The following is a 25,604-nucleotide window of genomic DNA, read 5'->3' as shown; positions in this document are numbered from 1 at the left end:
CTACTCAATATAAGCTCGATAAAAAGCTCGCGCCTGCAGGTCTTCGGGGATTTAACCCAACACTTCGCTTAACGGGATGAAGCCTGCCAGGTCACCTTCCACCAGGGTCCGCCCTTCAAGCACTTCCACCAGCCCTTCGGCCCAGGCTGCACTGCGCAAAACACCCGAACTCTGGTTTTTGTAGATCACCGCCCGCCCCTGCTCCAGCCGGCCACGCAGGTACTCACGGCGATTACCCGCCTTGGGCCAGACGAACCCGGCCGGCACCTGGAACTTTAACGGCTCGACGGCCTGTACGCCCTGGCGGCGCAGGATGTAAGGCCGCGCCAGCAGTGCAAAGGTCACCAGGGTCGATGCCGGATTGCCCGGCAGGCCAATCACCGGTACACCCCGAAAATGCCCGCAGGTCAGAGGCTTCCCCGGCTTGATTGCCAGCTTCCACAACGCCAGTTCACCTTCTTCGCGCAGCGCAATACCCAGGAAGTCAGCCTCGCCGACGGATACGCCTCCGGTGGACAGAATCAGGTCCACCGCCCCCAGTTCTGCCAGGCGCTGACGGGTTGCCGGCAAGTCGTCGGGCAAGATCCCGGCATCGAACACTTCACACCCCAGGCGCGTCAGCCAGCTGCACAGCAATACGCGATTGCTGTTGTAGATTTGCCCCGGGCCCAATGCCTGGCCCGGCTCGATCAGTTCATCGCCGGTGGACAACACCGCAACCCTGACCCGCCTGATCACATCCAGCGCGGCACACCCCAAAGACGCCGCCAGCCCCTGTTCGATCGGGCCCAAACGGGTGCCCGCGGCAAGCACGGTCTCCCCGACAGTGGTTTCCTGCCCCTGGGGGCGAATATTCTGACCCGCGTGCAAAGCTTCAGTGAACACTACCCGGCCATCAGCCTGGACCTGAGCGTTTTCCTGCATTTCGACGCAATCGGCACCTGCGGGCACGGGTGCACCGGTGAAGATCCGCGCACAGGTACCCGCCGCCAAAGGTTCGGGGGCCTGACCGGCAAAAATTCGCTGGCTGACCGGCAGCGGCATGCCGGACCAGTCGGCCAGGTTCAGCGCGTAACCGTCCATGGCACTGTTGGGCCATGGCGGCAGATCCAGGGTGGAGATCAGATCCTGGGCCAGCACCCGGCCTTCGCAGGCCGCTAGCGCGAGCGATTCAGTGTCGCGGATCGGAGCTGCTTCGGCCAACGCCAGCAATCGCGCCAGGGCGATTTCGACGGGCATCAGCTCGCCGGTGCGACCCGGCTTATCCACGGGTTTCACAGGCCGGCGCCTGCTTTAAATGGGCCACGAAGTTACATGGGCGGTGACGCGAGTCCAGTTGCTCGGCCAGAATCCCGTCCCAACCGGTGCGCACTGCGTTGGTCGAGCCCGGCAGGCAGCACACCAGCGTGCCATTGGCCAGGCCGGCCAGGGCCCGGGACTGCACGGTCGAGGTGCCGATATCGGCCACCGAGATCTGCCGGAACAACTCGCCGAAACCATCGACTTGCTTGTCCAGCAAACAGCTCACCGCTTCTGGCGTGCTGTCACGGGCAGTAAAACCGGTGCCCCCGGTAATCAGCACCACTTGCACGCTGTCATCGGCAATCCAGGTCGCGACCTGGGCACGGATTTTATACAGGTCATCCTTAAGCAGCACCCGGGCCGCCAGTTGATGCCCGGCCTCGCTCAGGCGGTCGACAAAGACCTGGCCCGAGGTGTCGGTTTCGAGAGTACGGGTATCACTGACAGTCAGAACAGCGATGTTCAAAGGCACGAAAGGCACATCAACCTTGGCTTTCATAGACGAGGTCCAGTTGTAGGAGAAACAGCCCGGTGTTATATCACAGCGCTTCTTTTGCCTGGTTGCGCGGAGTCCATCCATGAGCGAGTTTCAATGCTCCATTCTGTTGCTGGCGGGGGGCCGTGGCCAGCGTATGGGCGGGCAGGACAAAGGCCTGGTCATGTGGCAGGGCCTGCCGCTGATCGCCCACGCCCAGCGCGTGGCGCGGCCGCTGACCGATGACCTGATCATTTCCTGCAACCGCAACCGCGAACTGTATGCAGACTATGCAGACGTGCTGGTCAGTGACGGCAATGAGGATTTTGCCGGGCCATTGGCGGGTATCCGCGCCGGGCTGGCTGTTGCCCGGCACTCGCACCTGCTGGTGTTGCCCTGTGACGCCCCCAGGGTCGACAGTGACTTGCTCTGCGCCCTGCTCAACGCCGCCCGCCAATATCCGGAGCAACCCTGTATGGTGCACCACGGCGAACACTGGGAGCCGCTGTTCTGTGTGATCCCGACGGCACTGGCTGAGGCTTTCGAGCAGGCATGGCTCGCGGGTGAGCGCAGCCCGCGTAAAATCATGCTCCAGCTCAATGCCCGTGCCTGGCAATGCGCAGAGAATGACCCCCGGCTTAGCAATTTCAACACCCCTGACCTACTGGATTGACCGGGCATGCTGCACTTGTGCCCCTAGCCAGGGAACTTGCGGACGTTGTATACGTCTCAGGGACAGATAGATCTATAACAGCACTTTAATTTGTTGGAGAACCACAATGACTCATCGGACTCTCGCCGCCCTCATGCTCGCTGCTGGCATGGCCGCCCTTGCCGGCTGCGCCTCGCCAACAGTGATCACGCTCAACGACGGTCGTGAAATCCAGGCAATCGACACGCCAAAGTACGATGAAGATTCAGGCTTCTACCAGTTCAAACAATTGGACGGTAAAGAAACCCGCATCAACAAAGACCAGATTCGTACCGTTAAAGAGTTGTAAGCCTCGCATCAAAACAAAACCCGCCTGGTGCGGGTTTTGTTGTTTCTGGGGCTGCCTGCGGGGGAGGTTTACCAGTCCAGGTGAATCCGGCTTTCAAAGTAGCGCTCCTGCCCCGTCAACGGGTCAGCGAAACGCAGGCTGTGGGCCAGTAACTTCAACGGGTTGGCATAGTCATCAAGTGCATCCTTGAGCACGTCCGGATAGAACGGGTCATTGCATATCCCCGCCCCCAGCGCCGCCATATGCACCCGTAACTGATGCTTCTTGCCCGTCACCGGATACAGCGCATATCGCCACAAATCGGCGTTTTTCTCACACACCTCGACCCGGGTCTCGGTGTTGCTGGCACCCGGGCCTTCTTGCATGCGGAAAAACGGCTCGCCCGCCACCAACCGGCTTTTGTGCACCAGTGGCAACTCAAGGTCAGGCAGGGCTTTGGCAATCGCTTCGTAGCGTTTTTCGATCTTGCGCGTGGGAAATAACGATTGATAAGCAGACCGGCTTTCTGGATTGGCCGAGAACAGCACCAGGCCAGCCGTGTGCCGGTCGATGCGGTGCAGCGGGACCAGGTGCGGATTGCCCAGGGTACGAATCAAGCGCCGCAGCAAGGTTTGCTCAACGTATTCGCCCGCCGGCGTGACCGGCAGGAAATGCGGTTTGTCCGCCACCACCAAATGCTCGTCGGCATACAGGATGGTTTCCTGCACCGGGATCGGAGTCTCGTTGGGCACTTCGCGAAAGTAGTGAATGCGCAGACCTTCCTTGTAGCGCAACTGCGCACTGATCGGCGCACCGTCAGCATCCAGCACCCGGCCGCGGGCGATGCGATCAAGCCATTGCTCGCGTCTGATGGCGCGAAAATGCTCGCACAAACAATCGAGCACGGTCAGCCAGCTACCGGCAGGCAGGTACAAAGTGCTGGCTTGGTGCTCGGCGGCGTTGAAAGGCTGGGTCGACATAGATAACTCGGACGGTAAATGCAGCCGGTGATTATCGCGCACAGCAACCGCCCAGGGCTATTGGAGAAAATTCACCACTTGGGCCGTATCAAATGGCCAACTCAACTCTTCGCCCGTATCGACCCGACGCAGTACCGGAATGCGCAAGCCATAGGCCTCAAACAGCGCTTCACTTTCTGCGATATCCACCAGCTCCACCAGCAATCCATGTTCGACCAAAGGCATCAGTTCAGCCTCGGCCAGTTCACACAAGTGGCAGCCAAGGGTGCCGAACAGTTGACATTCGGGAGGCATAAATAATGACCTTGTTTGAGTAAGCGTCCAGTTTAAGAGCCTTGCCCCAAGACGTCGAGGCGCTTGCTGGCGCGCTGGGTTTGCGGGCCGCCCCCCTCCGGGCAGAAGAATACAATCGCTCTATACCGCTGCTTGCGACTACCCTAGACCAGCACTGGCAAAGAACCTGGCCCCTTGCGGGGTTGGCAGCAAAGAATGATGTACATCAGCGCCGGCACTGCTCGTTTGCTGGATGCTCGCGACTTTTTTACTCGAACTGACAAGGAAGACTTTCGTGTTCGCCAATTTGTTAATCATCCTTGCCTCATCCCTGGTGGTGATCGCGCTGTTCCGGCGCCTGCAACTACCCCCCGTGCTGGGTTATTTATCTGTCGGCCTGCTGGTGGGCCCGACGGCACTGGACTGGGTCAATGACAGCCCGGACCTGCCTGATCTGGCAGAGTTGGGGGTGGTGTTTTTATTGTTCTCGCTGGGGCTGGAGTTCTCACTGCCCAAGATGCTCAAGTTGCGCCGCGTGGTGTTTGGCCTGGGCAGCCTGCAGGTACTGGTGAGCACCGCGGCTCTGGGCGGCTTGCTGTATGCGTTCGGGATGAGCGCCAACACAGCATTCTTGCTGGGCGCAGGCCTCTCTCTGTCATCCACGGCCATCGTGAGCAAGGAACTGACCAGCCTGGGCGAAATTTTCAGTCGCCACGGGCAAAACGCCATTGGCGTGCTGCTGTTTCAGGATGTGGTCGCGGTGCTGTTGTTGACCTTGGTACCGGTATTTGCCGGCAGCAGCGACCAGGCCTGGTATTGGGCATTGCCGGTCACCTTGGGCAAAACCGTTATTTTGTTTGTTGGCCTGCTGTTTGCCAGTCGCTTCGTGCTGCCACGCCTGTTTCACGAAGTTGCTGCTTCCCGATCGGCCGAACTGTTCGTGCTGCTGGCACTGGTGATCGTATTACTGACCGCCTGGCTGACCCACCTGCTCGGTTTGTCGCCTGCGCTGGGGGCCTTCCTGGCCGGCATGTTGCTGGGGGAAAGCCACTACCGGCATCAGATTGAAGCCGACATCCGGCCATTCCGCGACATCTTGCTGGGGCTGTTCTTTGTCAGTATCGGCATGCTGATCGATCTGCAACTGTTCGTTCACGACGGCTTTCTGATTCTCGGCCTGACCCTGGCCTTGATGCTGATCAAAGGCATTGTCGTCGCGACCCTGGTCAAGCTGCGCGGCAGCGATGGCGAAACGGCCTGGCGCAGTGGCCTGGCGCTGGCCCAGGGCGGTGAGTTCTGCTTTGCCCTGATGGCCCAGATGCAACTCAACTCGCTGATCCCGCCAGATATCGCCGCTTACCTGCTGGCCGCCACTTTCTGTTCGATGCTGCTGACTCCCCTGCTGCTGCGGGCCGCACCTAAAATTGCCGCGGCCCTGCACCGCAAGTCCAATGAAGAAGCCGAGCTGGAACAAATCGCCGCGCAAAGTGCCGAGCTGCATGGCCATGTGGTGATGTGCGGTTACGGTCGTGTTGGCCAGTCCATCGGGCGTTTTCTGCGCAACGAGAACAAACATTTCGTGGCTCTGGACTACGACCCGGAGCGGATTCAGGAAGCGGCCAAAGGAAACAGCAGCGTGCACTACGGCGATGCCCGTCGGGGTGATTTGCTGCGCGCTATCGGCCTGGACCGGGCACGCCTGCTGGTTATCGCGGTGGATAGCACGGACGTGGCCATGAGCGTGCTCGAGGAGGCCCGGCTCATTACCCTGGACGTGCCCATTCTGGTCAGAACCCGCGACGACAGTAAGCTCGCCGAGCTCAAGGCCGCCGGGGCAACTGAAGTGGTACCTGAACTGCTGGAGTCGAGCCTGATGCTCGCCTCCCATGCCCTGATCATGCTGGGGCTCTCAGAAAAAACCGTACAGCGCCGGGTGGATGAAGTGCGGCATAACCGCTATCACTTGCTTGAAGGCTGCTTTGAAAGTACAGAGCCGCGGGAAGGGTCTGGTTTCCCCCGCGAAAATGAATAAATTGAGGTAAGGTTTTAAATCGCTCAGCGGGATATCTCTGGCATTCAGGGCGGGCAATCCCACAAGGTGTCAGAGAAATGCAGTGAACCTTCACCGAATGCCTACACTCGAACCATCAACAAGCCACTAACGGAGTTACCCATGGCCCGCATAAAAGCAAAGAATGCTCAAGAAATCCTGTTGGCCGATTTCCAGGCCCTGGTCAACGACACGGAAAGATTGCTGGAGCACTCTGCGACTCTGGCCGGCGACGGCGCTGAGGAAGTACGCGCCAAAATCCAGGACAGCCTGCTCAAGGCCCGCGAATCGCTTGCTGATACCAAGGAGTCGTTACAGGAGCGTGGCCAGGCTGCCGTAGTGGCCACCGAAGATTATGTTCAGTCCAACCCTTGGCAGTCCGTTGGCATCGCGGCGGGCGTGGGCTTTCTGATTGGCCTGCTGGCCACCCGGCGCTGATATGACAACTGAAGAATCCGGCTCCTCCCGTTCCACACCGCGGCGCCTGGGTGCCGCGGTTCTGGGTCTGTTGCATAGCCATGTCGAGTTGCTGGGCATCGAACTGCAAGAGCAGAAAGCGCGCACGGTCAGCCTGTTGTTATTTGCCGGGCTGGCACTGGTGTTCGCCCTGTTGTTGCTGATCGGTCTGTCGGCGCTGGTGTTGATATTGCTCTGGGACAGTTATCGCCTGAGCGGCATTATCGGGCTCTGCGTGTTTTATGCGCTGGCGGCGGCGTTCTGCGGCGTGCGCCTTAAAGCGGCGGTGTTCGATGAGTCTTCTCCTTTCAACGCCACGCTGGAAGAGCTGGCCAAAGACCGTGAGCGATTGATGCCATGAGCCATCCTGAAATGCCACAAAACGCCTCACGGCGCGAGATGCGCAAACTGTTGATCCGTCTGCGCATGGAAATGCACCGCCAGGAGATTCGTCACGAATCGCAACAACTGCTGCAACCACTGCAAAAAGTGCGCGGCATGGCCAGCAACTGGCAAGAAAACCTGGGGATAAAGCACGGTTCGCTGTGGGCCGTGGGGCTTGTCAGCGTACTCGGCTTTCTGACGGGCAGAAGTGCAAAAAGCAAAGGCAGCGATGGAACATCACGCTGGATCGGTCTGACCACAGGCCTGTTGCCACTGATCAAAATGGTCATCCAGGCAGCCTCGTCGCGCAAGCCTTGACGGGCCATGTGCAGGAGCGGGCTTGCCTCGTTCCTGCACATGGGGGCAACACCGATAATGCCCTGGACATGCATGGAACCATCTGCGGCTTGCACCATCCTGTGTGAAGCGAGAAGCTGGGGCCTCAGTCACTGACGGAGCACTGCGCCTTGGATTGGCAAACCCTGCTTAACCGCGAACGCCTCGGAAAACCCCACCACAGCCCCGAAGAACTCGGGCGCAGCCCTTTCCATAAAGACCATGACCGGATCATATTTTCTGGCGCATTCCGTCGTTTGGGACGCAAAACCCAGGTCCATCCGGTCAACAGTAACGATCATATCCATACCCGCCTCACCCACTCACTTGAAGTCAGTTGCGTGGGACGCTCACTGGGTATGCGGGTTGGTGAAACGATCCGTAGCGCGCTGCCCGAATGGTGCGATCCGGCCGACCTGGGCATGGTCGTTCAGTCCGCCTGTCTGGCCCATGACATTGGTAACCCGCCCTTTGGCCACTCGGGTGAAGACGCCATTCGCAACTGGTTTCAACAGGCAGCAGACCGGGGCTGGCTGAACGACATGAGCGATGCCGAGCGCAATGATTTCCTGAGTTTTGAAGGTAATGCGCAAGGCTTCAGGGTGCTTACGCAACTTGAATACCACCAGTTCGATGGCGGTACCCGCCTGACCTACGCCACCCTTGGCACCTTCCTCAAATACCCCTGGACCGCACGCCATGCGGACGCTTTGGGCTACAAGAAGCACAAGTTCGGCTGCTATCAAAGTGAACTGCACCTGCTCGAAAACATTGCCCACAAGCTTGGCCTGCCACAAATCGAAGACCAGCGCTGGGCGCGGCATCCGCTGGTGTACCTGATGGAGGCGGCCGATGACATCTGCTACGCACTGATCGACCTTGAAGATGGCCTGGAGATGGATCTTCTGCAGTATGACGAAGTTGAATCCTTGTTACTGGGGCTGGTGGGCGATGACCTGCCGCAAACCTATCGCCTGCTCGGCCCCCAGGACTCCCAACGGCGCAAGCTGGCGATTCTGCGCGGTAAAGCCATCGAGCACCTGACCAACGCTGCTGCACTGGCATTCGTTGAGCAGCAAGAGCAACTGCTGGCCGGCACCCTGCCCGGGGATCTGGTGGAGCACATGCACGGTCCGGCCAAGCGCTGTGTACTGGATGCCAAGGACATGGCGCGCAAGAAGATCTTCCAGGACAAACGCAAAACCCTGCATGAAATCGGCGCCTACACCACGCTCGAAATTCTGCTGAACGCCTTTTGTGGCGCAGCACTGGAGCAGTATGGCGGACGAACCCCGTCGTTCAAGAGTCGCCGGATCCTCGACCTGCTGGGGAATAACGCCCCCCATCCGCAATGGCCGTTGCATCGTGCGTTTATGCGGATCATCGACTTTATTGCCGGGATGACCGATAGCTATGCCACCGAGATGGCCCGGGAAATGACCGGGCGCTCCAGCCCGACCTGACAACGGCCCCGCCCTTGTAAAAAGGGCGGGGCGCCGTGTTTCCGGCCTGTGCCGAGCTGAATCAAACGCGGACACTTGTCGCCACCCGGAACTCCCACCCCCCTTCAACTACCCCTGTATAAAAACAGAAAAAAACTGTAGGAAAATTCACTTTACACAAAAGAAAATTCGATAAAACCCAGGCGTTATTTCAAGTAAACCTTTGACTGCCTCGCTCACCTTCTCCAACTTTCCAAGTAACCCCTTAACCCCTGCCTTATTTAATGTAGGACTATTCCCATACTACCCTTACTGGCCTACCCAATCGTATATCACTCCATATAACTAAGCTAAGGTGCGCCTATTCTATACCGTACTTTGTGGGATTTCTTATGAACACCGTATTCATTGTTGACGACCATCCTGTGATCCGACTTGCCATCCGCATGCTGTTAGAGCATGAGGGTTATGAAATAGTCGGGGAAACCGATAATGGTGTAGATGCAATGCAGATGATCCGTGAGTCCATGCCGGACCTGGTCATTCTCGATATCAGCATTCCAAAGCTCGATGGTCTTGAAGTGCTGGCGCGCTTCAACACAATGAACACACGGGTTAAAACCCTGGTTTTGACGGCCCAGCCCCCTGCACTTTTTGCCATGCGCTGCATGCATTCAGGTGCAGCCGGGTATGTATGCAAACAAGAAGACCTGAGCGAACTTGTCAGTGCCATCAAAGCTGTATTTTCCGGCTACCACTACTTCCCCGGCCAGGCATTGAGTTCAGAAAAGTACGAAAACGGTGACTCATCCGAAATGCAACTGTTCAAACTTGTCAACGACCGCGAACTCATGGTCCTGAAACTTTTTGCCCAGGGAAAAACAAACAAGCAAATAGCCACAGACATGTTTCTTAGTAACAAGACCGTGAGCACTTACAAAAAACGGCTCATGCAAAAACTGCAAGTCAGCTCAATGATCAACCTTATCGAAATGGCTAAACGCAACGCTTTGGTATGAAGAACTCAATGCCCTCATGGTTAAACAAGTACCTGTCATTGATCGCAGGCCTGCTCCTGGATTCCCTCCTGTTCAGCGCCACAGCCCGGGCAGAGAGCCATGTGCTGCTCAGCCGTTCCGGAACCTACCCCATGGTGGTTGCTCTGGATCAACAGCAGCGCTCCTGGCTCCAGGGCAAGCGCGAGTTACGGGTCGGCAGTTCGGCCCCTGACTATCCACCGTTCGACCTCACCGCCAGTGCCCGGGACTATGAAGGCCTGACCGCCGATTACCTGGGAATTCTGGCCAGTGCCCTTGACCTCCCCATCAAAGTCCAGCGATTCCACTCCAGACTCGCAGCCATCAAGGCACTTGAAGAAGGCAGCATCGACCTGCTTGGTACTTCAAACGGCTTTGAAGCCGACAACCCGCAACTGCTGCTGTCCACTCCCTATGCAATTGACCAGCCGGTCCTGGTGACCCGCGAGGGAGACAGCCGCTCTCTGCCCCGGGACCTTGCCGGTTTGCGCCTGAGCCTGGTGCACCACTACCTGCCTCTGGATGAGGTCAAGGCGCTCTACCCCAAGGCCATCATCCATTCCTACCCGTCCACTCAGAACGCCATCAACTCGGTGGCTTTCGGGCAGACAGATGTATTTCTGGGGGACACGGTCTCGGCGCATTACATGATCAGCAAGGGTCATCTGAAGAACATTAAAATGGCCAACTTCGGCAAGCCGCAACCCCATGGCTTCAGCTTTGCCGTACACCGGGACAATCGGCAACTGCTGGAGATGATCAACACTACCCTGCAAGCCGTGCCCGGCAGTGAGCGCGATAGTATTGCCAGGCGCTGGAACGCCGGCAGCAATAGTTTGCTGGCCAGTCAAAAACTGCAACTGACCGAGCGCGAAGAGCAGTGGCTGAGCCAGCACCCGGTAGTCAAAGTGGTGGTCAATGAAACCCTGGCGCCGCTGACATTTTTTGACCCGGACGGAAACTTCAGAGGCATTACTGCCGACTTGCTGGAGATCGTTCGCCTGCGTACCGGGCTGACTTTCGAGATACAGCGTGCACGCAGCTTCGGGACCATGATCCAGATGATCAACAGGCATGAAACCGACATCATTGCCGCCATCAGTCCCTCTGCTTCCCGAGAAAGCTCGCTGAGTTTCAGTCGGCCCTATTTTGAGAACTCATTCGTGTTGCTCACCGCAAAGGGTTCCGGCAAACCTGCAAGTCTTGATCAACTGGCAGGCAAAAAACTGGCCCTGCCCCTGGGCAACCCCCTGACTGACTATTTGCGTACCGAGCATCCGCAAATAGTTCTGGTCAACACCGATGACATTTATCAGGCAACCGAACTCCTGGCCGCGGGAAAAGTACAGGGGGCGGTCAACTCGCTGGCCATTGCCAACTACTGGCTGTCTTCAAAATTGCTCCACAACCGGTTGCAGATCAGCGCCTCCCTGGGAACCCGGCCCGCCACGTTTTCCCTGGCCACCTCCAGGGATGCCACAGAACTGGGCTCTATCCTCAACAAGGCATTGCTCGGCATTGCGCCCGAAGAACTGGGCATTATCCACAGCCGCTGGGCTGGGCATGCCCCGGCGCCGGAGAGCTACTGGCACCCTTACCATCGCCTGATTTACCAGATCATCATTGGCGCCAGCCTTTTGCTGTTGCTGTTGCTGATCTGGAACGCCTGCATGCGCCGGCAGATCCGGCAACGGAAAATGACCGAGCAGGCACTCAGTGATCAGTTCGAGTTCCTGCGGGTTCTGGTCAATGGCACGCCACATCCGATTTATATGCAAGATCGCGACGGGGTTCTGCGAACCTGCAATGACAGCTACCTGGACGCTTTTTCAACCCGGCGCGAAGAGGCCATCGGACAGACGCTGATGCAAACCTGCAGCCTTATGCGTGATGAACACGAAGCCCATGATTATCAGGCCGACTGTCTGCGGGTCATGACGGAAGGCACCCCGCTTATCGTCGACCGGCCACTGCAGGCAGGCGATAAAACCCTCACCATCTACCACTGGATTCTTCCCTATCGCGATGCCCTGGGCGAAGTGCAGGGCATCATCGGCGGCTGGATCGACATCAGCGATCGCCGCCAGCTGCTGGAGGAACTGCGCACCGCCAAAGACCTGGCCGAAGACGCCAACCGGGCCAAAAGCACATTTCTGGCAACCATGAGCCATGAGATCCGCACCCCGATGAATGCAGTCATCGGCATGCTTGAGCTGACCTTGAAACGCGCTGACCAGGGTCATCTCGACCGCCCCTCAATAGAGGTCGCCTATCATTCGGCCAAAGACCTGCTGGAGTTGATCGGCGACATTCTCGATATCGCCCGCATCGAATCCGGTCGAATGAGCCTGACTCCAGAGCGGGTCAATCTGCGGGATCTGGCCAGCTCGGTGATCCGGGTATTTGACGGCCTGGCCAGACAGAAATCCCTGCACCTCTCACTGACTTTCAAACCCGAAGGCCGGGCGCCTGATGTCATGATCGATCCGCTGCGCTTCAAGCAAATCATGACCAATCTGATCAGCAACGCCATCAAGTTCACCGAGCGCGGCCAGGTAAACCTCGAACTGCACTTGCTGGCGAGCGACACCCCGCACCATGTTGATCTGCAGTTGCGGGTCCGGGACACCGGCATAGGTATCAGCCAACAGGATCAGGAGCGCCTGTTCGAGCCCTTCGCCCAGGGGCAAAACAGCGCAAAACTGGCGATCAACGGCACCGGCCTGGGTCTGGTGATCTGTCGTAGTTTGTGCGAAATGATGGGCGGTACCCTGAGCCTGAGCAGTCAGCCCAACGTAGGCACGCAAATTCAAATAACCCTCAGATTGCCTGCGCTGGAGCCCTGTACGCCGCCCACCGCCGAAGAATCGCAAATCCACCCCGCGACCACCCAGCTCAATGTACTGGTGGTGGACGACCACCCTGCCAATCGCCTGTTGCTGTGCCAGCAACTGGGATTTCTGGGGCATCGCTTTACCAGTGAAAAAAACGGAGCTGACGGGTTAAAAGCCTGGAAACAATCGAGGTTTGATCTGGTTATCGCTGACTGCAACATGCCGGTCATGAACGGCTACGATTTGACCCGGGCGATTCGTCAGCATGAGCAGGCATCCCGACACAGCCGCTGTACGGTTCTGGGCTTCACCGCCAATGCCCAGCCCGAAGAGCGACTGCGTTGCAAGCAGGCCGGGATGGACGATTGTTTGTTCAAACCCATCAGCCTGAGACTGTTGGGTCAACGCCTGGCCGCGATCGAACCCGCAGCCCCATCCGCGAGGGCACCCAATCTCAATATTGAGAGCTTTTACGCACTGTCAGGACAGGACAACGCGCGAATCAGAATGCTGCTCGAAGAGCTGCTGCGCAGCAATCGGCAGGATCTCAAGACACTGCTTGAACTGCGCGTCGACAACGGCCTGCAACCTTTTTTCGTCATAGCACACCGGATCAAGGGCGCAGCGCGCATTGTGAGTGCCGACATCCTGATCAAACGCTGCGATGCGCTGGAGCAAGCCAGCCTTGCAACTCTGGAGTCTCGCCGTAGTGCCGTGCAGCAGGCCATGGAAGCACTGGAGGTAACATTGATCAACGAACTGGCCAAACACGCCTGAATGCACCCACCCTGCCGGCACCTGAGCCGAACGTCACCGCGGCCCCACGTGAATCACCAGTGGGCCCGCGGTTTGGGCGCGAGCATGTTGCTATACGCCCGGCCGTGCCTGGAGCCGCTACAGCCTGACCAGCCCGAGTCGAAGCACCACGGCCCCTAACAATCAGGAGCTATCAGCACTCACTCAAACGCAGGAAGATCGCAGCCAGTGCCTCAATACCTTGCTGATCCTGCTCGGAAAACCTGCCGATGCTCGGGCTGTCCAGATCCAGCACGCCGATCAGGCGCCCGTCCTTGATCAAAGGCACCACCAATTCGCTGTTGGAAGCACTGTCACAGGCAATATGCCCCGGGAAAGCATGTACATCCTCAACCCGCTGGGTCTGTCTGCTAGCCGCAGCGGCGCCACAGACGCCCCGGCCAAAAGGAATGCGGACACACGCGATCTGCCCCTGAAAAGGCCCCAGCACCAGCTCTTCATTACGATTAAGGTAAAAACCGGCCCAGTTCAGGTCATCTAATTGATGGTACAAAAAAGCCGAAAACTGCGCGGCGTTGGCAATAAAATCGCGCTCATCCGCCAGCAAGGACTCCAACTGGGCCCGCAGCAAACCATAGCCATCCAGACCGGCGCCTGTGGCATTCAAATCAATCATTGTTTTGCTCCAGCAATTTCAATCCAACCCAGTAACGTGCAAATTGATAAGCACACCGGCCATTACGGTTGCCACGCCCGGTCGCCCAGCGCACGGCCAGAATATCCAGCGCTTCGTCACGCTGCCACTTCAGACCGGCCTTGCCGGCCAGTACCTCAATCCAGTGCTCGACCACGTTGAGGAAGTGCTCCTGGGTAAACGGGTAGAACGACAACCACAGGCCGAAGCGATCAGACAATGCAATCTTGTCCTCCACCGCTTCGCTGGGATGAAGCTCACCGTCGACGTTCTTCCAGTTTTCGTTGTCGCTTTCTTTTTCGGACACCAAATGCCGGCGGTTCGAGGTGGCATACAGCAAGACGTTGTCCGGGGCTTGCTCCAGCGAGCCGTCGAGCACACTTTTCAGAACCCGGAAATCGCCTTCACCGGCGTCGAAAGACAGGTCATCGCAAAACAGGATAAAACGCTGCTTTTGGCCCTGTAGCTGCTCCACCACTCGTGGCAGATCGGCCAGGTGATCACGTTCGATTTCAATCAAGCGCAACCCGGACTGCGCGTACTCGGCCAGCAAGGCCCGAATGATCGAAGACTTGCCCGTGCCGCGCGAGCCCCACAGCAACGCATGGTTGGCCGGAAAGCCATCGAGGAATTGTTTAGTATTGCGGCCCAGTTGATCGCGCTGGGTATCAACTCCGATCAGATCCGTAAGACGCATCTCAAGACTGACTTGCAGCGGCATCAGATAACCCGAACGGCCTTCGCGTTGCCAGCGGGCTGCCAGGCAGTCGCCCCACTCAATCGGCTCGCGCTGCGCAGGCAGCAACGGCTCAAGACGCGCCAGGACCGCTTCGGCCCGCTCTAGAAAGGCATACAGTTTAGAATCCACAACATCTCCTCAGACTGATACACAGTGATAGCGCATTGACATGGACCGCGGGCAGCGCCCGTCCATGAGGTGATTGATACAACCTGCCTGTAAATACTGCAGCTATACCTGCCTGTTAACCGACTAATCGATTATTCTTGCCCGCCGAAGGGAAATGGAATCAGGTGCTGCACCCATGGACATAAAACTTACCCATCGCCTGTCTTATAAACAGGCCAGGCTGACAGTGCTGGTCGGCTTTGTCCTGGGGACAATGCTCAGTCTGCTGCAAATCGGTATGGATTATGCCAGTGAAAACGCAGCCATCAATCGTGAAATCGAATCCCTCCTGGATATCAGCCATAACCCGGCCTCACGTATTGCCTACAACCTGGACTCAGAACTCGCACAAGAGCTAGTGATGGGCCTGATGCGCGCGCCGGCCATTACCGGGGTGCAAATCAGCGATAACGACAAAAATATGCTGGCCAATGGCCGCGAGCAGCCCGATAACGGCCGCTACCGGGCATTGAGTGATTTCCTGTTCGGCTCCATGCGCACCTTCGACGATCGTCTGTACTTCAACCACTTGCCCGAGCAAAGCGTGGGGGTGCTTCACCTTGAGGTGGATACCTACCCGTTTGGCAGTCGATTCCTGCACCGTGCCGAGCTCACACTGCTCAGTGGTTTTGCCAGAAGCCTGCTGCTGACCTTTATTCTGCTGGGACTGTTTTATGTGATGCTGACCAAGCCGCTGGTACGGGTTATTGGCGAGCTCAGCAGAAGCAAACCCGGTAATCCCAAGCCATCGCGCATCGAGTGCCCGCGCGGACATGAAGACGACGAAATCGGTGTATTGGTCAACGCTGCCAATCAGCAATTTGACGCCGTAGCCCGGGAAATCGAGCAGCGGCGCAATGCAGAAAATCGCCTGACCGAGTATTCGTCCCAGCTTGAAGACATGGTCAAGGCCCGCACCCGGGAACTTGAAGCAATCAATTCGCGCCTCAGTCAATCCAATCAAGAACTGGAGGCAGCCCGCAGCACGGCACTGAAAATGGCTCAGGCGCGGTCGGCGTTTCTGGCCAACATGAGCCACGAAATACGCACGCCCCTCAATGGCCTGCTGGGCATGCTGGAACTGTGTCTGGACAGCCCACTGAACGCCGAGCAACTGCAGCAGCTTTCAATAGCCCACGACTCGGGCAAGGTTCTGGTCGAACTGCTGAACGACATTCTCGACCTGTCAAAATTCGACGCCGGGAAACTGGAACTTGAACATATTGCTTTCGATCTCGGCACCCTGACCGAAGACACCGCCAACCTGCTGTCTCAGAACGCGGCGCCCAGCGTAGAGCTGACCTGCCTGATTGATCCGCACTTCCCGGCATTGGTGATGGGGGATCCAACCCGGGTGCGGCAGATTGTCAGCAACCTGCTGTCCAATGCCCTCAAGTTCACCCGGTTCGGGCGCGTTGATGTACGCCTTAGCGCGCACAACGACCAGGTACGGATCGAGGTGCGTGACACGGGCATCGGCATCGCCCACGAAGCGCAGACACGCATATTCAAACCCTTTACCCAGGCCGGGGCCGGTATTACCCGCCAGTTTGGCGGTACCGGCCTGGGCCTGGCATTGACCCGCAGCCTGTGTGAAGTCATGCACGGCCGACTGACCATCAGCTCGCAAATCGGTTTCGGCAGCCAGTTCTGTGCCGAGCTGCCTCTGCCCTGCCACACTCCCGCCATCAAGCCCATGCCCTTGTCTGGCCGGGTAATTGCCGTGAGCCCTGCGGGCAGCGGTCTGACTGAACTATTGAGCAGTTTTTTGCCTTTATGGGGCCTGGATTACCAGCGTTACTCGCTCGACGACTCACTGGCGGGCGCTAATCCGGACCTGCTGATTACGGACTGCCCAGAGTGCCTGTTCGGCCTGCGCCCCACCATCAGCACCCCGATTTTACTGGTCACCGCCTACGGCAACTTCATGCCCGGCGACCAGGTCAACGCCCTGGCTCCCCTGCAACAAAAAGCCCGGCCTTTATCACGGCACGCGCTGTATCAGACCTTGCAGCAGTTGCTGCAAAAAGAAGGCGGCAACCACCCGAGCACTCACTCCAGGAGATCCTTCGTTCTGCACCGCGCTCAAGTGCTGCTGGTTGAGGACAACCCGGTCAACCAACTGGTGGCCAAGGGTATGCTCGGCAAACTTGGCTGTGACGTGGTGATTGCGGCCCATGGTGGTGAGGCGCTGAGCCAGCTGGAGCGCAACAACTTCGATCTGGTACTGATGGACTGCAACATGCCCGTCATGGATGGTTACGAAGCCACCCGGCAAATTCGTCAGAGTGGCCGCTGGCCAGAGCTGCCAATTGTCGCCCTGACTGCCAATGCCATGCCCGAAGAGCGTGAGCGCTGCCGCGCGGCGGGGATGAACGACTACCTGGCCAAACCCTTCCGCCGCGAAGAGCTCGAAGCCCTGCTCGACACCTGGGTGCCGCTGAAAACCTGAGCAATGCACAAGCAGGCGCCGCGCTGAACCGTGGCAAGAGTCGCGGGCGTGAGGCTGTGGCGGCTTATTGCAGCAGCGCTTCAATATCCGCCCTGAGTGCCTCGGGTTTGGTGGTCGGGGCGTAACGCTTGACGCTGCCGTCCGGGCCAATCAAGAACTTGGTGAAGTTCCACTTGATCCTTTCGGTCCCCAGCAGTCCTGGCGCCGTTTTTTTAAGCGCTGCAAACAATGGGTGCGCCTGACTGCCATTGACCTCGATCTTCTTGAACAGCGGGAAGGTCACCCCGAAGTTCAGTTCACAAAACTCGGCGATGGCGGCGGCGTCACCGGGTTCCTGCTTGCCGAACTGATTACAGGGGAAGCCGAGAATCACCAACCCTTGATCCCTGTATTGCTGCCACAAGGCTTCAAGCCCTTTGTACTGCGGGGTGAATCCGCACTTGCTGGCGGTATTGACCACCAGCACTGCCTTGCCCGGGAAGTCCGTCAGAGTCTTTTGCTCGCCACTGAGGGTGGTGCAGGGAATATTGAGCAGGTTGCCAGTCATGACGGCGTCTCTCCAGCAAAGGTCAGGCGCGAGGAACCAGGTCCAGGCATACCGAGTTGATGCAATAACGCAGTCCGGTCGGCGGCGGGCCATCCGGAAAAACATGCCCCAGGTGGGCCTCGCACTTGGAGCAGACCACTTCGGTGCGCACCATGCCGTGACTCGCATCACGGATCTCGATCATCGCGCTGTCGCCAATCGGTTGATAAAAGCTTGGCCAGCCGCAACCCGAATCGAACTTGGCGCTGGAATCGAACAGCGGCTGATTGCAGCAAACACAGTGATAGACGCCATCGGTTTTGGTGGCGTTGTATTTGCCCGAAAATGGCCGTTCGGTGCCTTTGAGACGGCATACGTTGTATTGCTCGGGGTCGAGCATGGCCTTCCATTCGTCCAGTGTTTTGTTCAACTTTTCCATGGTTCTGCCTCTGTCGCTGAAAAACCCTGCCCGGTGGCTTTTCCAGGGGTCGGGTGGCACGTATGATTGCGCCTCGTAATGCGCCAGTCTGGCACCCGCTCTATCTGCATTCAAACGGATTCTTGAAGCAATGCGGTGTTTGCAAGGCAGGATTAGCCAGGGCCGGGATTTCACACGGCCTGGATCGTTCATTTTCAGGATCACATCGCCATGCAGGTCAGCAAATCAAACAAGCTCGCCAACGTCTGCTATGACATTCGCGGCCCAGTGCTCAAGCACGCCAAACGACTGGAAGAGGAAGGCCATCGCATCCTCAAGCTGAATATCGGCAACCCGGCGCCCTTTGGTTTTGAAGCGCCGGACGAAATCCTTCAGGACGTGATCCGCAATCTGCCGACCGCGCAAGGTTATAGCGACTCCAAAGGCCTGTTCAGCGCGCGCAAGGCGGTAATGCAGTACTACCAGCAGAAACAGGTAGAAGGCGTCGGCATTGAAGACGTCTATCTGGGCAACGGCGTATCCGAGCTGATCGTGATGTCGCTGCAAGCGCTGCTCAACAACGGCGACGAAGTTCTGGTGCCGGCACCCGACTACCCGCTGTGGACCGCTGCCGTAACCCTTGCCGGCGGTCACCCGGTGCATTACCTGTGTGACGAGCAAGCCAACTGGTGGCCTGACCTGGCTGACATCAAAGCCAAGATCACCCCCAACACCAAAGCCATGGTCATCATCAACCCGAACAACCCGACGGGCGCGGTGTATTCCAAGGAAGTACTGCTGGGCATGCTGGAACTGGCCCGCCAGCACAACCTGGTGGTGTTCTCGGATGAGATTTACGACAAGATCCTGTACGACGATGCCGTGCACATTTGTACCGCTTCGCTGGCACCGGACCTGCTGTGCCTGACCTTCAACGGCTTGTCCAAGTCGTACCGGGTGGCGGGCTTCCGCTCAGGCTGGATCGCCATCTCCGGCCCCAAGCACAATGCACAAAGCTACATCGAAGGCATCGACATGCTGGCCAACATGCGCCTGTGCGCCAACGTGCCCAGCCAGCATGCGATCCAGACCGCACTGGGCGGCTACCAGAGCATCAATGATCTGGTCTTGCCCAACGGCCGCTTGCTGGAGCAACGTAACCGCACCTGGGAACTGCTCAATGACATCCCCGGCGTCAGCTGCGTGAAACCTATGGGCGCGCTGTATGCATTCCCCCGCATCGATCCAAAAGTATGCCCGATCCTGAACGACGAAAAATTCGTCCTGGATCTGCTGCTCTCGGAAAAATTGCTGGTGGTTCAAGGCACCGCATTCAACTGGCCCTGGCCGGACCATTTCCGCGTCGTGACCTTGCCGCGGGTCGATGAACTGGATATGGCTATTGGTCGAATCGGTAATTTCTTGAAGACCTACCGTCAGTAACCCCTTCACATGCTGTGCGATCAAGGAAATATCGCACAGCATGTGTCGAGTAAAACTTTCTTCACCTACTCTTCCCTGCTGCCCTTCTACGCAGCCTTTTTCACTTCAAAAAAATGCTTGCACCCAAGGTTTGCTGGGCTCTGATCGAATTTGTGCGCTTAAAAAAAGTCATTCCGGATCAGGAAATGACTGGTTGGTTACTAAAATCAAGCCGTAGGACACAGTTTGAAATAGTCGCCCGGTTGAATAGCCTGTGGCAGCACCTTATATACCCGCATACGGCAATACCTTTAAGTCGAGGAGATTCTTTAAACCATGATGCGCATTCTGCTGTTTTTGGCCACTAACCTGGCGGTCGTGCTGATTGCCAGCATTACCTTGAGCCTGTTCGGCTTTGACGGGTTCATGGCGGCCAACGGGGTTGATCTGAACCTCAGTCAGCTGTTGGTATTCTGTGCGGTCTTTGGTTTTGCAGGGTCCTTGTTCTCGCTCTTCATCTCCAAATGGATGGCGAAGATGAGCACCAGCACCCAGGTGATTACCCAGCCTCGTACCCGCCATGAACAATGGCTGATGCAAACCGTTGAGCAACTGTCCCGCGAAGCAGGGATCAAGATGCCTGAAGTGGGTATTTTCCCGGCATACGAGGCCAACGCCTTTGCCACTGGCTGGAATAAAAACGACGCGCTGGTCGCGGTCAGCCAGGGTTTGCTGGAACGCTTTTCACCCGATGAAGTAAAAGCCGTACTGGCCCACGAAATCGGCCACGTCGCCAATGGCGACATGGTGACCCTGGCATTGGTGCAGGGCGTGGTGAACACCTTCGTCATGTTCTTCGCCCGTATCATCGGTAACTTTGTCGACAAAGTGGTATTCAAGAACGACGAAGGCCGCGGCATTGCTTACTACGTCGCGACCATCTTCGCTGAACTGGTACTGGGCTTCCTTGCCAGCGCCATCGTCATGTGGTTCTCGCGCAAGCGTGAATTCCGGGCAGACGAAGCCGGTGCACAACTGGCAGGCACGGCGGCCATGATCAGTGCCCTGCAGCGCCTTCGCTCCGAGCAGGGACTGCCGGTACACATGCCTGACACCATGGCGGCTTTTGGCATTAACGGCGGCCTCAAGCAAGGCCTGGCGCGGATGTTCATGAGCCACCCGCCACTGGAAGAACGTATCGATGCTCTGCGTCGTCGCGGCTGACAGCACGGCAATACGAAAAAGGGCGACTTGAGTCGCCCTTTTTTGTGCCCGCCATTCAAGCGTTCTTGCGTAGCCGGTAGACCCGCTCCACCAGACGGCTAACACCGGCCTTGAGAAACTTGCCGTTCTGCTCCAGAGCATCGGACTGTTCGATAATCTGCAAATCCCAGGCAGGCACCAGCAATTGCTGAATCTCGACATCCGGCACCGAGAACGGCGGCCCCTGCATTTCTCCCTGGGGGTAATCGAGGCTGATCAGCAGTCCCTCGCAGCCCCGGGGCAGGATTTGCGTCAGATGCCGGGCATAGGCCTCACGCATTTCAGCCGGCAAGGCAATGATCGCCGCACGGTCATACAACCCCGCACACTCAGCCACGTCTGCCGCATTCAAGGCAAAGAAGTCGCCACACCAGAGGCTCACCGGACCAGCCTCGTACACCTTGAAGCCGCCTTGCTGCCTGATCTGTGGCGTGACCCTCTGTTCGCTGAAAAACTGCTCCACGGCCGTTTGCGACAGCTCTACACCCAGAACCTCGAAACCACTGGCCGCCAGCCAGCTCAAATCCAGGCTTTTACCGCACAAAGGCACCAGCACCCGGGCGCCCCGGGGCAATTCAAGCCGGGGCCACAGCCGCTGCAGGTAGGAATTGACTTGCTCCTGATGGAAACCGATCTGATTACGCTGCCAGCGGTCGTGCCAAAATTCGGGCTGCATGATTCACCTTTAAATTCGATCAATAAGCACTAAAACTTATATTGGATTTAGATCAATACCAGGTTGAAGATGGTTCATCTTAACCCTGAGGACCCCTGCCATGCTGCCCAGCCTGTTTATCTCCCACGGCTCTCCCATGCTGGCACTCGAGCCTGGTGCCAGTGGCCCGGCACTCAAACGTCTGGCAGCCGGACTCCCCCGCCCCAAAGCCATTGTTCTGGTGTCTGCACACTGGGAAACCAGCGACCTGAGGGTAGCCAGCCACCCTGCGCCCGAAACATGGCATGACTTCGGTGGTTTCCCGCCTGAACTGTATGCCGTGCAATACCCGGCCCCCGGCGACCCCGCCCTGGCCGCACGCATTGTTGAACTGCTCGCCGGGCACGGCCTGCCTGCCCGGCTGGACGCCCAGCGGCCCTTTGACCATGGCGCCTGGGTGCCGCTGTCGTTGATGTACCCGCAGGCCGATATTCCCGTGGTTCAGATTTCATTGCCCGGTCAGCCCGGGCCTGGGGGCCTGACTGAAATCGGCCGCGCACTGGCAACCTTGCGCAGCGAAGGCATCCTGATCATTGGCTCGGGCAGCATCACCCACAACCTGCGCGAGCTGGACTGGCACGCGGGCCCGGAAAGCATAAAGCCCTGGGCCAAATCCTTTCGCGACTGGATGATCGAAAAACTTGCCGCCGATGACCAACCGGCCCTGCACCAGTACCGGCAACTGGCGCCTTTTGCCGCCAAAAATCATCCCAGTGACGAACATCTTCTGCCGCTGTACTTCGCCCGCGGCGCAGGCGGCTCCTTCAGCATTGCCCACCAGGGCTGGACGCTGGGCGCACTGGGGATGGATATTTACCGGTTCGGGTGAGGCCACGCACACCCGCCCATAGAGTTTTATGTCGCCCGCGCCTCAATTTGCAGGCAAAAAAAATCCCCGAACCAGTCGGGGATTTTTTTAGCGATCAATCACAGCCAGGCAGTGATTAATCTTCGCGGTAGCGACGCAGCTTGAGCTGCTTGCCGGCAACGCGGGTGTCTTTGAGCTTGGCCAGCAAGCTTTCCAGACCAACTTCCGGCAGTTCTACCAGGCTGAAGCTGTCACGCACCTGGATGCGACCGATTGCTTCACGTGCCAGACCACCCTCGTTGAGGATAGCGCCCAGCAGGTTCTTGGCAGCGATACCGTCACGCGCACCCAGCGCAGTACGGCAACGGGCACGACCTTCGGCCAATGGAACCGGAGCACGACGCTCACGATCACCACGATCCGGACGGTCGCCAGTACGCTCGGACGAACGCTCACGCGGTGCGCTGTTCGGCACCAGTGGACGGTCGCGCTCGATCGCAGCCAAAGTCAGAGCCTGACCGTTGGTAGCTTTGCGCAACAGGGCAGCGGCCAGAGCACGCGGGCTGCAACCGATATCGGCAATCAGGCGATCCAGCAGATCACCGTGGGTCGATTCAGCGTCAGCAACCAGTGGCGTCAGGCTGTTGGTCAACTTCTTGATGCGGGCATCGAGAACAGCTTGAGCATCCGGCAGGCGGACTTCAGCAACCTTTTGACCGGTTACACGCTCGATCACTTGCAGCATGCGGCGCTCACGCGGAGTTACCAGCAACAGCGCGCGACCTTCGCGACCTGCACGGCCAGTACGGCCGATACGGTGAACGTAGGACTCTGGATCGTAAGGCATGTCAACGTTGAACACGTGAGTGATACGTGGAACATCAAGACCACGAGCCGCTACGTCGGTCGCTACAACGATGTCCAGACGGCCATCCTTGAGGGATTCGATAACGCGCTCACGTTGGTTCTGAGCAATGTCACCGTTCAGCGCAGCAGCTTTATAGCCTTTGGCTTCCAGGGCACTTGCCAGATCCAGGGTCGCTTGCTTGGTACGTACGAACATGATCAGGGCGTCGAAATCTTCGACTTCCAGCAGGCTCAATACAGCCGAGGTCTTCTGGTCAGCGTGAACCAACAGGTGAGCCTGTTCGATCGCGGTAACGGTCTGAGTCTTGGTCTGGATTTTTACGTGTTGCGGATCGCGCAGATGGCGTTCGGCAATGGCACGGATCGACTGCGGCAGGGTAGCCGAGAACAATACGGTCTGACGGGTAGCAGGCAAAGCCTTGAAGATCGCTTCAAGGTCATCCATGAAGCCCAGCTTGAGCATTTCGTCAGCTTCGTCGAGAACCAGATGGTTCACGGTTGCCAATACTTTTTCGTCACGACGCAAGTGGTCGCACAGACGGCCCGGAGTGGCGACAACAATCTGTGCGCCATTACGGATTGCTTTCAGTTGTGGACCCATAGGGGCGCCGCCGTAAACGGCCACAACGGTAACGCCAGGCATTTGCTTGGCATAAGTTTCGAAAGCGGTTGCTACTTGCAGCGCCAACTCACGGGTTGGCGCCAGGATCAGGGCTTGCGGCTCGCGCTTAGCAGGATCGATGCGATGCAGGATCGGCAGGGCGAACGCGGCGGTTTTACCCGTACCGGTTTGCGCCTGACCAATCATGTCGTGACCGGCCATAATGATCGGGATCGATTGCTGCTGAATAGCCGAAGGTTCTTCGTAGCCAGTCGCAATGACAGCTGCAAGAATGTTCGGATTAAGATTAAAAGCGGCGAAGCCGCCGGTTTCCTGGGTCATGGGTCTGCCTCTAAGTGCATCCGCAAAGACCCATGCTCCAAAGCTGCGCATGCCGTGTAAGACTCAAGAGTCGCCCTGGCTGCTTTGTCGGCGGGGATTTGCGAAAACGTTAAATGAATGGAGCGTTCAGGGTTGTCCGCGAAACGGACGAGCAGCCGAAGCGTGCTTCGGGAAATGCGACACCTAAACGTGGCCCGGCTAAAGGCCGGCGCGCACTATACCGGATTTATCAAAAAAAAGAAGTGTTTTTTTAAGACCAACTCGTCTGTATGCCTCTGCATACCGGGCTTTGGCAATATTTTCGCCTTTGTGAAATCCCCTGGCGCCTGCCCCTTCTGGGGCAAACGCTAAAACGTTTCATCGCCGGGCCTCAGGTGGCCGGGCGAATCGCCTTGATCAGCGAGTCCAGCGAGTAGCCCAGACGCGGAGCCAGGGCCTGGGCCCGGGCGGTGAGCGCCTCGATATCCAGAGTCTGATCCAGATCGGACGGCACCAGCAGGATGACGTTGCCCTCCTTCACCGGCAGCTCCCAATAATGGCGGTGATACAAACCGCGCAGCAAGGCGGCCCCCAGTGGCTTGCCGTCATCGGTCGCCCATTGATTGATCACCAGCCAGCCATTGGCGGACAGTTTTTTCTGACAGTCTTCAAGAAACTTCCAGGCCAGGTGACCGGTAGCCGGCCCCAGATCGTTGTAGAGGTCGACGAAAACCAGGTCCGCAGGCTCCGCGCTGTCCAGCAGCTCCAGGGCATCTCCGATGCGGATATACAGCCGCGGGTCATCGTCCAGCCCCAGGTATTCAATGGCCAGGCGCGGTACATCCGGTCGTAGCTCGATGGCTTCAACATCTTCAAGGGGCAAAAACTTGAGACAGGCCTGGGTCAGGGTTCCGGCGCCAAGCCCCAGAAACAGCGCGCTTTCAGGCGCCTCATGACACAGCGCGCCGATCAGCATGGCGCGGGTGTAGTCGTATTCCAGCCAGCTGGGGTCAGCGGTAAAAACACAGCTTTGCTCGATCGCATCGCCAAACTCGAGGAAGCGGTAGTCGGCTACCTCCAGTACCCGAATCATGCCGAAGTCATCATGAACTTCAGCGAGCAGACGCTCAACGCGCTCCTCAGACATTTCCTCTCCTTGCCGCGTCCCGGCACAACCCGGGCATCGCTCTAAAAAACAACCACTCGGCGCCGAGCAGAAAGCGCCGATTGTCGGCCATTGCGGCGCAACAGGTCACGCACTAATTGCTGCTAACATGGGCCATCCCCTTCCAATACTAGAGTCTG

Annotated in this window: 24 protein-coding genes; 13 read left to right on the top strand and 11 right to left on the bottom strand. The window is 58.0% G+C overall.

Annotated elements, in window-relative coordinates; all coding sequences use genetic code 11:
- Positions 1-51 precede the first annotated feature (51 nt).
- Positions 52-1,278 carry a gephyrin-like molybdotransferase Glp gene (gene glp / locus B195_RS06775; protein ID WP_003446605.1) on the bottom strand — a complete coding sequence of 409 codons (1,227 nt, stop codon included), beginning with the start codon at positions 1,276-1,278 and terminating at the stop codon, positions 52-54.
- The gene (moaB, locus tag B195_RS06770; RefSeq protein WP_003446604.1) at positions 1,262-1,801 is read right to left on the bottom strand and encodes a molybdenum cofactor biosynthesis protein B; all 540 of its coding nucleotides are present in this window, start codon (positions 1,799-1,801) and stop codon (positions 1,262-1,264) included. The genes glp and moaB overlap by 17 nt, the downstream gene beginning before the upstream one ends.
- Positions 1,802-1,880: 79 nt before the next feature.
- Here moaB and mobA point away from each other — a divergent pair, with 79 nt between their 5' ends.
- Together mobA and B195_RS06760 are read left to right on the top strand one after the other, a co-directional pair.
- On the top strand, positions 1,881-2,450 hold the full coding sequence (mobA, locus tag B195_RS06765; protein ID WP_003446603.1) for a molybdenum cofactor guanylyltransferase MobA: 570 nt from the start codon (positions 1,881-1,883) through the stop codon (positions 2,448-2,450).
- Positions 2,451-2,556: 106 nt separating this feature from the next.
- Positions 2,557-2,778 carry a YgdI/YgdR family lipoprotein gene (locus tag B195_RS06760; protein WP_003446602.1) on the top strand — a complete coding sequence of 74 codons (222 nt, stop codon included), beginning with the start codon at positions 2,557-2,559 and terminating at the stop codon, positions 2,776-2,778.
- Between the two features lie 68 nt (positions 2,779-2,846).
- Here the strand turns inward: B195_RS06760 and B195_RS06755 are convergent, their stop codons facing one another.
- The gene (locus B195_RS06755; RefSeq protein ID WP_003446601.1) at positions 2,847-3,737 is read right to left on the bottom strand and encodes a pseudouridine synthase; all 891 of its coding nucleotides are present in this window, start codon (positions 3,735-3,737) and stop codon (positions 2,847-2,849) included.
- Positions 3,738-3,794: 57 nt separating this feature from the next.
- Complete coding sequence (locus tag B195_RS06750) at positions 3,795-4,031, bottom strand: glutaredoxin family protein (protein WP_003446600.1); 237 nt, start codon at positions 4,029-4,031, stop codon at positions 3,795-3,797.
- A gap of 274 nt (positions 4,032-4,305) precedes the next feature.
- On the opposite strand from B195_RS06750, the gene B195_RS06745 reads away from it, so the two are divergent.
- From B195_RS06745 to B195_RS06715, 7 genes are all read left to right on the top strand, one after another.
- On the top strand, positions 4,306-6,042 hold the full coding sequence (locus tag B195_RS06745) for a monovalent cation:proton antiporter-2 (CPA2) family protein (RefSeq protein WP_003446598.1): 1,737 nt from the start codon (positions 4,306-4,308) through the stop codon (positions 6,040-6,042).
- Between the two features lie 141 nt (positions 6,043-6,183).
- Entirely contained in the window at positions 6,184-6,498 is a 315-nt protein-coding gene (locus B195_RS06740) for a YqjD family protein (RefSeq protein WP_003446596.1), read from the top strand.
- A 1-nt stretch (position 6,499) separates the two neighbouring features.
- A complete protein-coding gene (locus B195_RS06735; RefSeq protein WP_003446595.1) occupies positions 6,500-6,877 on the top strand; it encodes a phage holin family protein in 378 nt (125 codons plus the stop codon).
- Positions 6,874-7,218 carry a hypothetical protein gene (locus B195_RS06730; protein WP_003446593.1) on the top strand — a complete coding sequence of 115 codons (345 nt, stop codon included), beginning with the start codon at positions 6,874-6,876 and terminating at the stop codon, positions 7,216-7,218. The genes B195_RS06735 and B195_RS06730 overlap by 4 nt, the downstream gene beginning before the upstream one ends.
- 149 nt (positions 7,219-7,367) lie before the next feature.
- Positions 7,368-8,699 (top strand): deoxyguanosinetriphosphate triphosphohydrolase, encoded by a 1,332-nt coding sequence (locus tag B195_RS06725; protein WP_003446591.1) that lies wholly within the window; start codon positions 7,368-7,370, stop codon positions 8,697-8,699.
- A gap of 371 nt (positions 8,700-9,070) precedes the next feature.
- Complete coding sequence (locus tag B195_RS06720) at positions 9,071-9,697, top strand: response regulator transcription factor (RefSeq protein WP_003446589.1); 627 nt, start codon at positions 9,071-9,073, stop codon at positions 9,695-9,697.
- Positions 9,698-9,705: 8 nt separating this feature from the next.
- Positions 9,706-13,326 (top strand): transporter substrate-binding domain-containing protein, encoded by a 3,621-nt coding sequence (locus tag B195_RS06715; protein ID WP_003446586.1) that lies wholly within the window; start codon positions 9,706-9,708, stop codon positions 13,324-13,326.
- A 172-nt stretch (positions 13,327-13,498) separates the two neighbouring features.
- On the opposite strand, the gene B195_RS06710 is transcribed toward B195_RS06715, so the two are convergent.
- The gene (locus tag B195_RS06710) at positions 13,499-13,981 is read right to left on the bottom strand and encodes a GAF domain-containing protein (RefSeq protein ID WP_003446584.1); all 483 of its coding nucleotides are present in this window, start codon (positions 13,979-13,981) and stop codon (positions 13,499-13,501) included.
- Positions 13,974-14,867, bottom strand: a complete 894-nt coding sequence (locus B195_RS06705; RefSeq protein WP_003446582.1) for an ATP-binding protein — start codon at positions 14,865-14,867, stop codon at positions 13,974-13,976. The genes B195_RS06710 and B195_RS06705 overlap by 8 nt, the downstream gene beginning before the upstream one ends.
- A 175-nt stretch (positions 14,868-15,042) precedes the next feature.
- Here B195_RS06705 and B195_RS06700 point away from each other — a divergent pair, with 175 nt between their 5' ends.
- A complete protein-coding gene (locus B195_RS06700; protein WP_003446580.1) occupies positions 15,043-17,358 on the top strand; it encodes a response regulator in 2,316 nt (771 codons plus the stop codon).
- 64 nt (positions 17,359-17,422) lie between these two features.
- Here B195_RS06700 and B195_RS06695 read toward each other — a convergent pair whose 3' ends face one another.
- Both B195_RS06695 and msrB read right to left on the bottom strand, forming a co-directional pair.
- Positions 17,423-17,905 carry a glutathione peroxidase gene (locus B195_RS06695; RefSeq protein WP_003446578.1) on the bottom strand — a complete coding sequence of 161 codons (483 nt, stop codon included), beginning with the start codon at positions 17,903-17,905 and terminating at the stop codon, positions 17,423-17,425.
- Positions 17,906-17,927: 22 nt separating this feature from the next.
- The gene (msrB, locus tag B195_RS06690) at positions 17,928-18,323 is read right to left on the bottom strand and encodes a peptide-methionine (R)-S-oxide reductase MsrB (RefSeq protein ID WP_003446577.1); all 396 of its coding nucleotides are present in this window, start codon (positions 18,321-18,323) and stop codon (positions 17,928-17,930) included.
- 210 nt (positions 18,324-18,533) lie between these two features.
- Here msrB and B195_RS06685 point away from each other — a divergent pair, with 210 nt between their 5' ends.
- The gene (locus B195_RS06685; RefSeq protein ID WP_003446576.1) at positions 18,534-19,745 is read left to right on the top strand and encodes a pyridoxal phosphate-dependent aminotransferase; all 1,212 of its coding nucleotides are present in this window, start codon (positions 18,534-18,536) and stop codon (positions 19,743-19,745) included.
- 315 nt (positions 19,746-20,060) lie between these two features.
- On the top strand, positions 20,061-20,948 hold the full coding sequence (htpX, locus tag B195_RS06680) for a protease HtpX (RefSeq protein ID WP_003446575.1): 888 nt from the start codon (positions 20,061-20,063) through the stop codon (positions 20,946-20,948).
- Positions 20,949-21,003: 55 nt separating this feature from the next.
- Here the strand turns inward: htpX and B195_RS06675 are convergent, their stop codons facing one another.
- On the bottom strand, positions 21,004-21,663 hold the full coding sequence (locus tag B195_RS06675) for a thiopurine S-methyltransferase (RefSeq protein ID WP_003446574.1): 660 nt from the start codon (positions 21,661-21,663) through the stop codon (positions 21,004-21,006).
- Between the two features lie 100 nt (positions 21,664-21,763).
- Between B195_RS06675 and B195_RS06670 the strand changes: the two genes are divergently transcribed.
- Entirely contained in the window at positions 21,764-22,531 is a 768-nt protein-coding gene (locus tag B195_RS06670) for a class III extradiol ring-cleavage dioxygenase (RefSeq protein WP_003446573.1), read from the top strand.
- Between the two features lie 115 nt (positions 22,532-22,646).
- Here the strand turns inward: B195_RS06670 and B195_RS06665 are convergent, their stop codons facing one another.
- Complete coding sequence (locus B195_RS06665; protein WP_003446572.1) at positions 22,647-24,320, bottom strand: DEAD/DEAH box helicase; 1,674 nt, start codon at positions 24,318-24,320, stop codon at positions 22,647-22,649.
- Positions 24,321-24,690: 370 nt separating this feature from the next.
- Complete coding sequence (locus tag B195_RS06660; RefSeq protein ID WP_003446571.1) at positions 24,691-25,446, bottom strand: spermidine synthase; 756 nt, start codon at positions 25,444-25,446, stop codon at positions 24,691-24,693.
- Positions 25,447-25,604: the final 158 nt, after the last annotated feature.

It is taken from the genome of Pseudomonas sp. Lz4W, assembly GCF_000346225.2.
Classification (GTDB): domain Bacteria; phylum Pseudomonadota; class Gammaproteobacteria; order Pseudomonadales; family Pseudomonadaceae; genus Aquipseudomonas; species Aquipseudomonas paraversuta.
The sequence above is the reverse complement of the archived record's forward strand: the minus strand, read 5'-3'. Positions and strand labels throughout refer to the sequence as shown.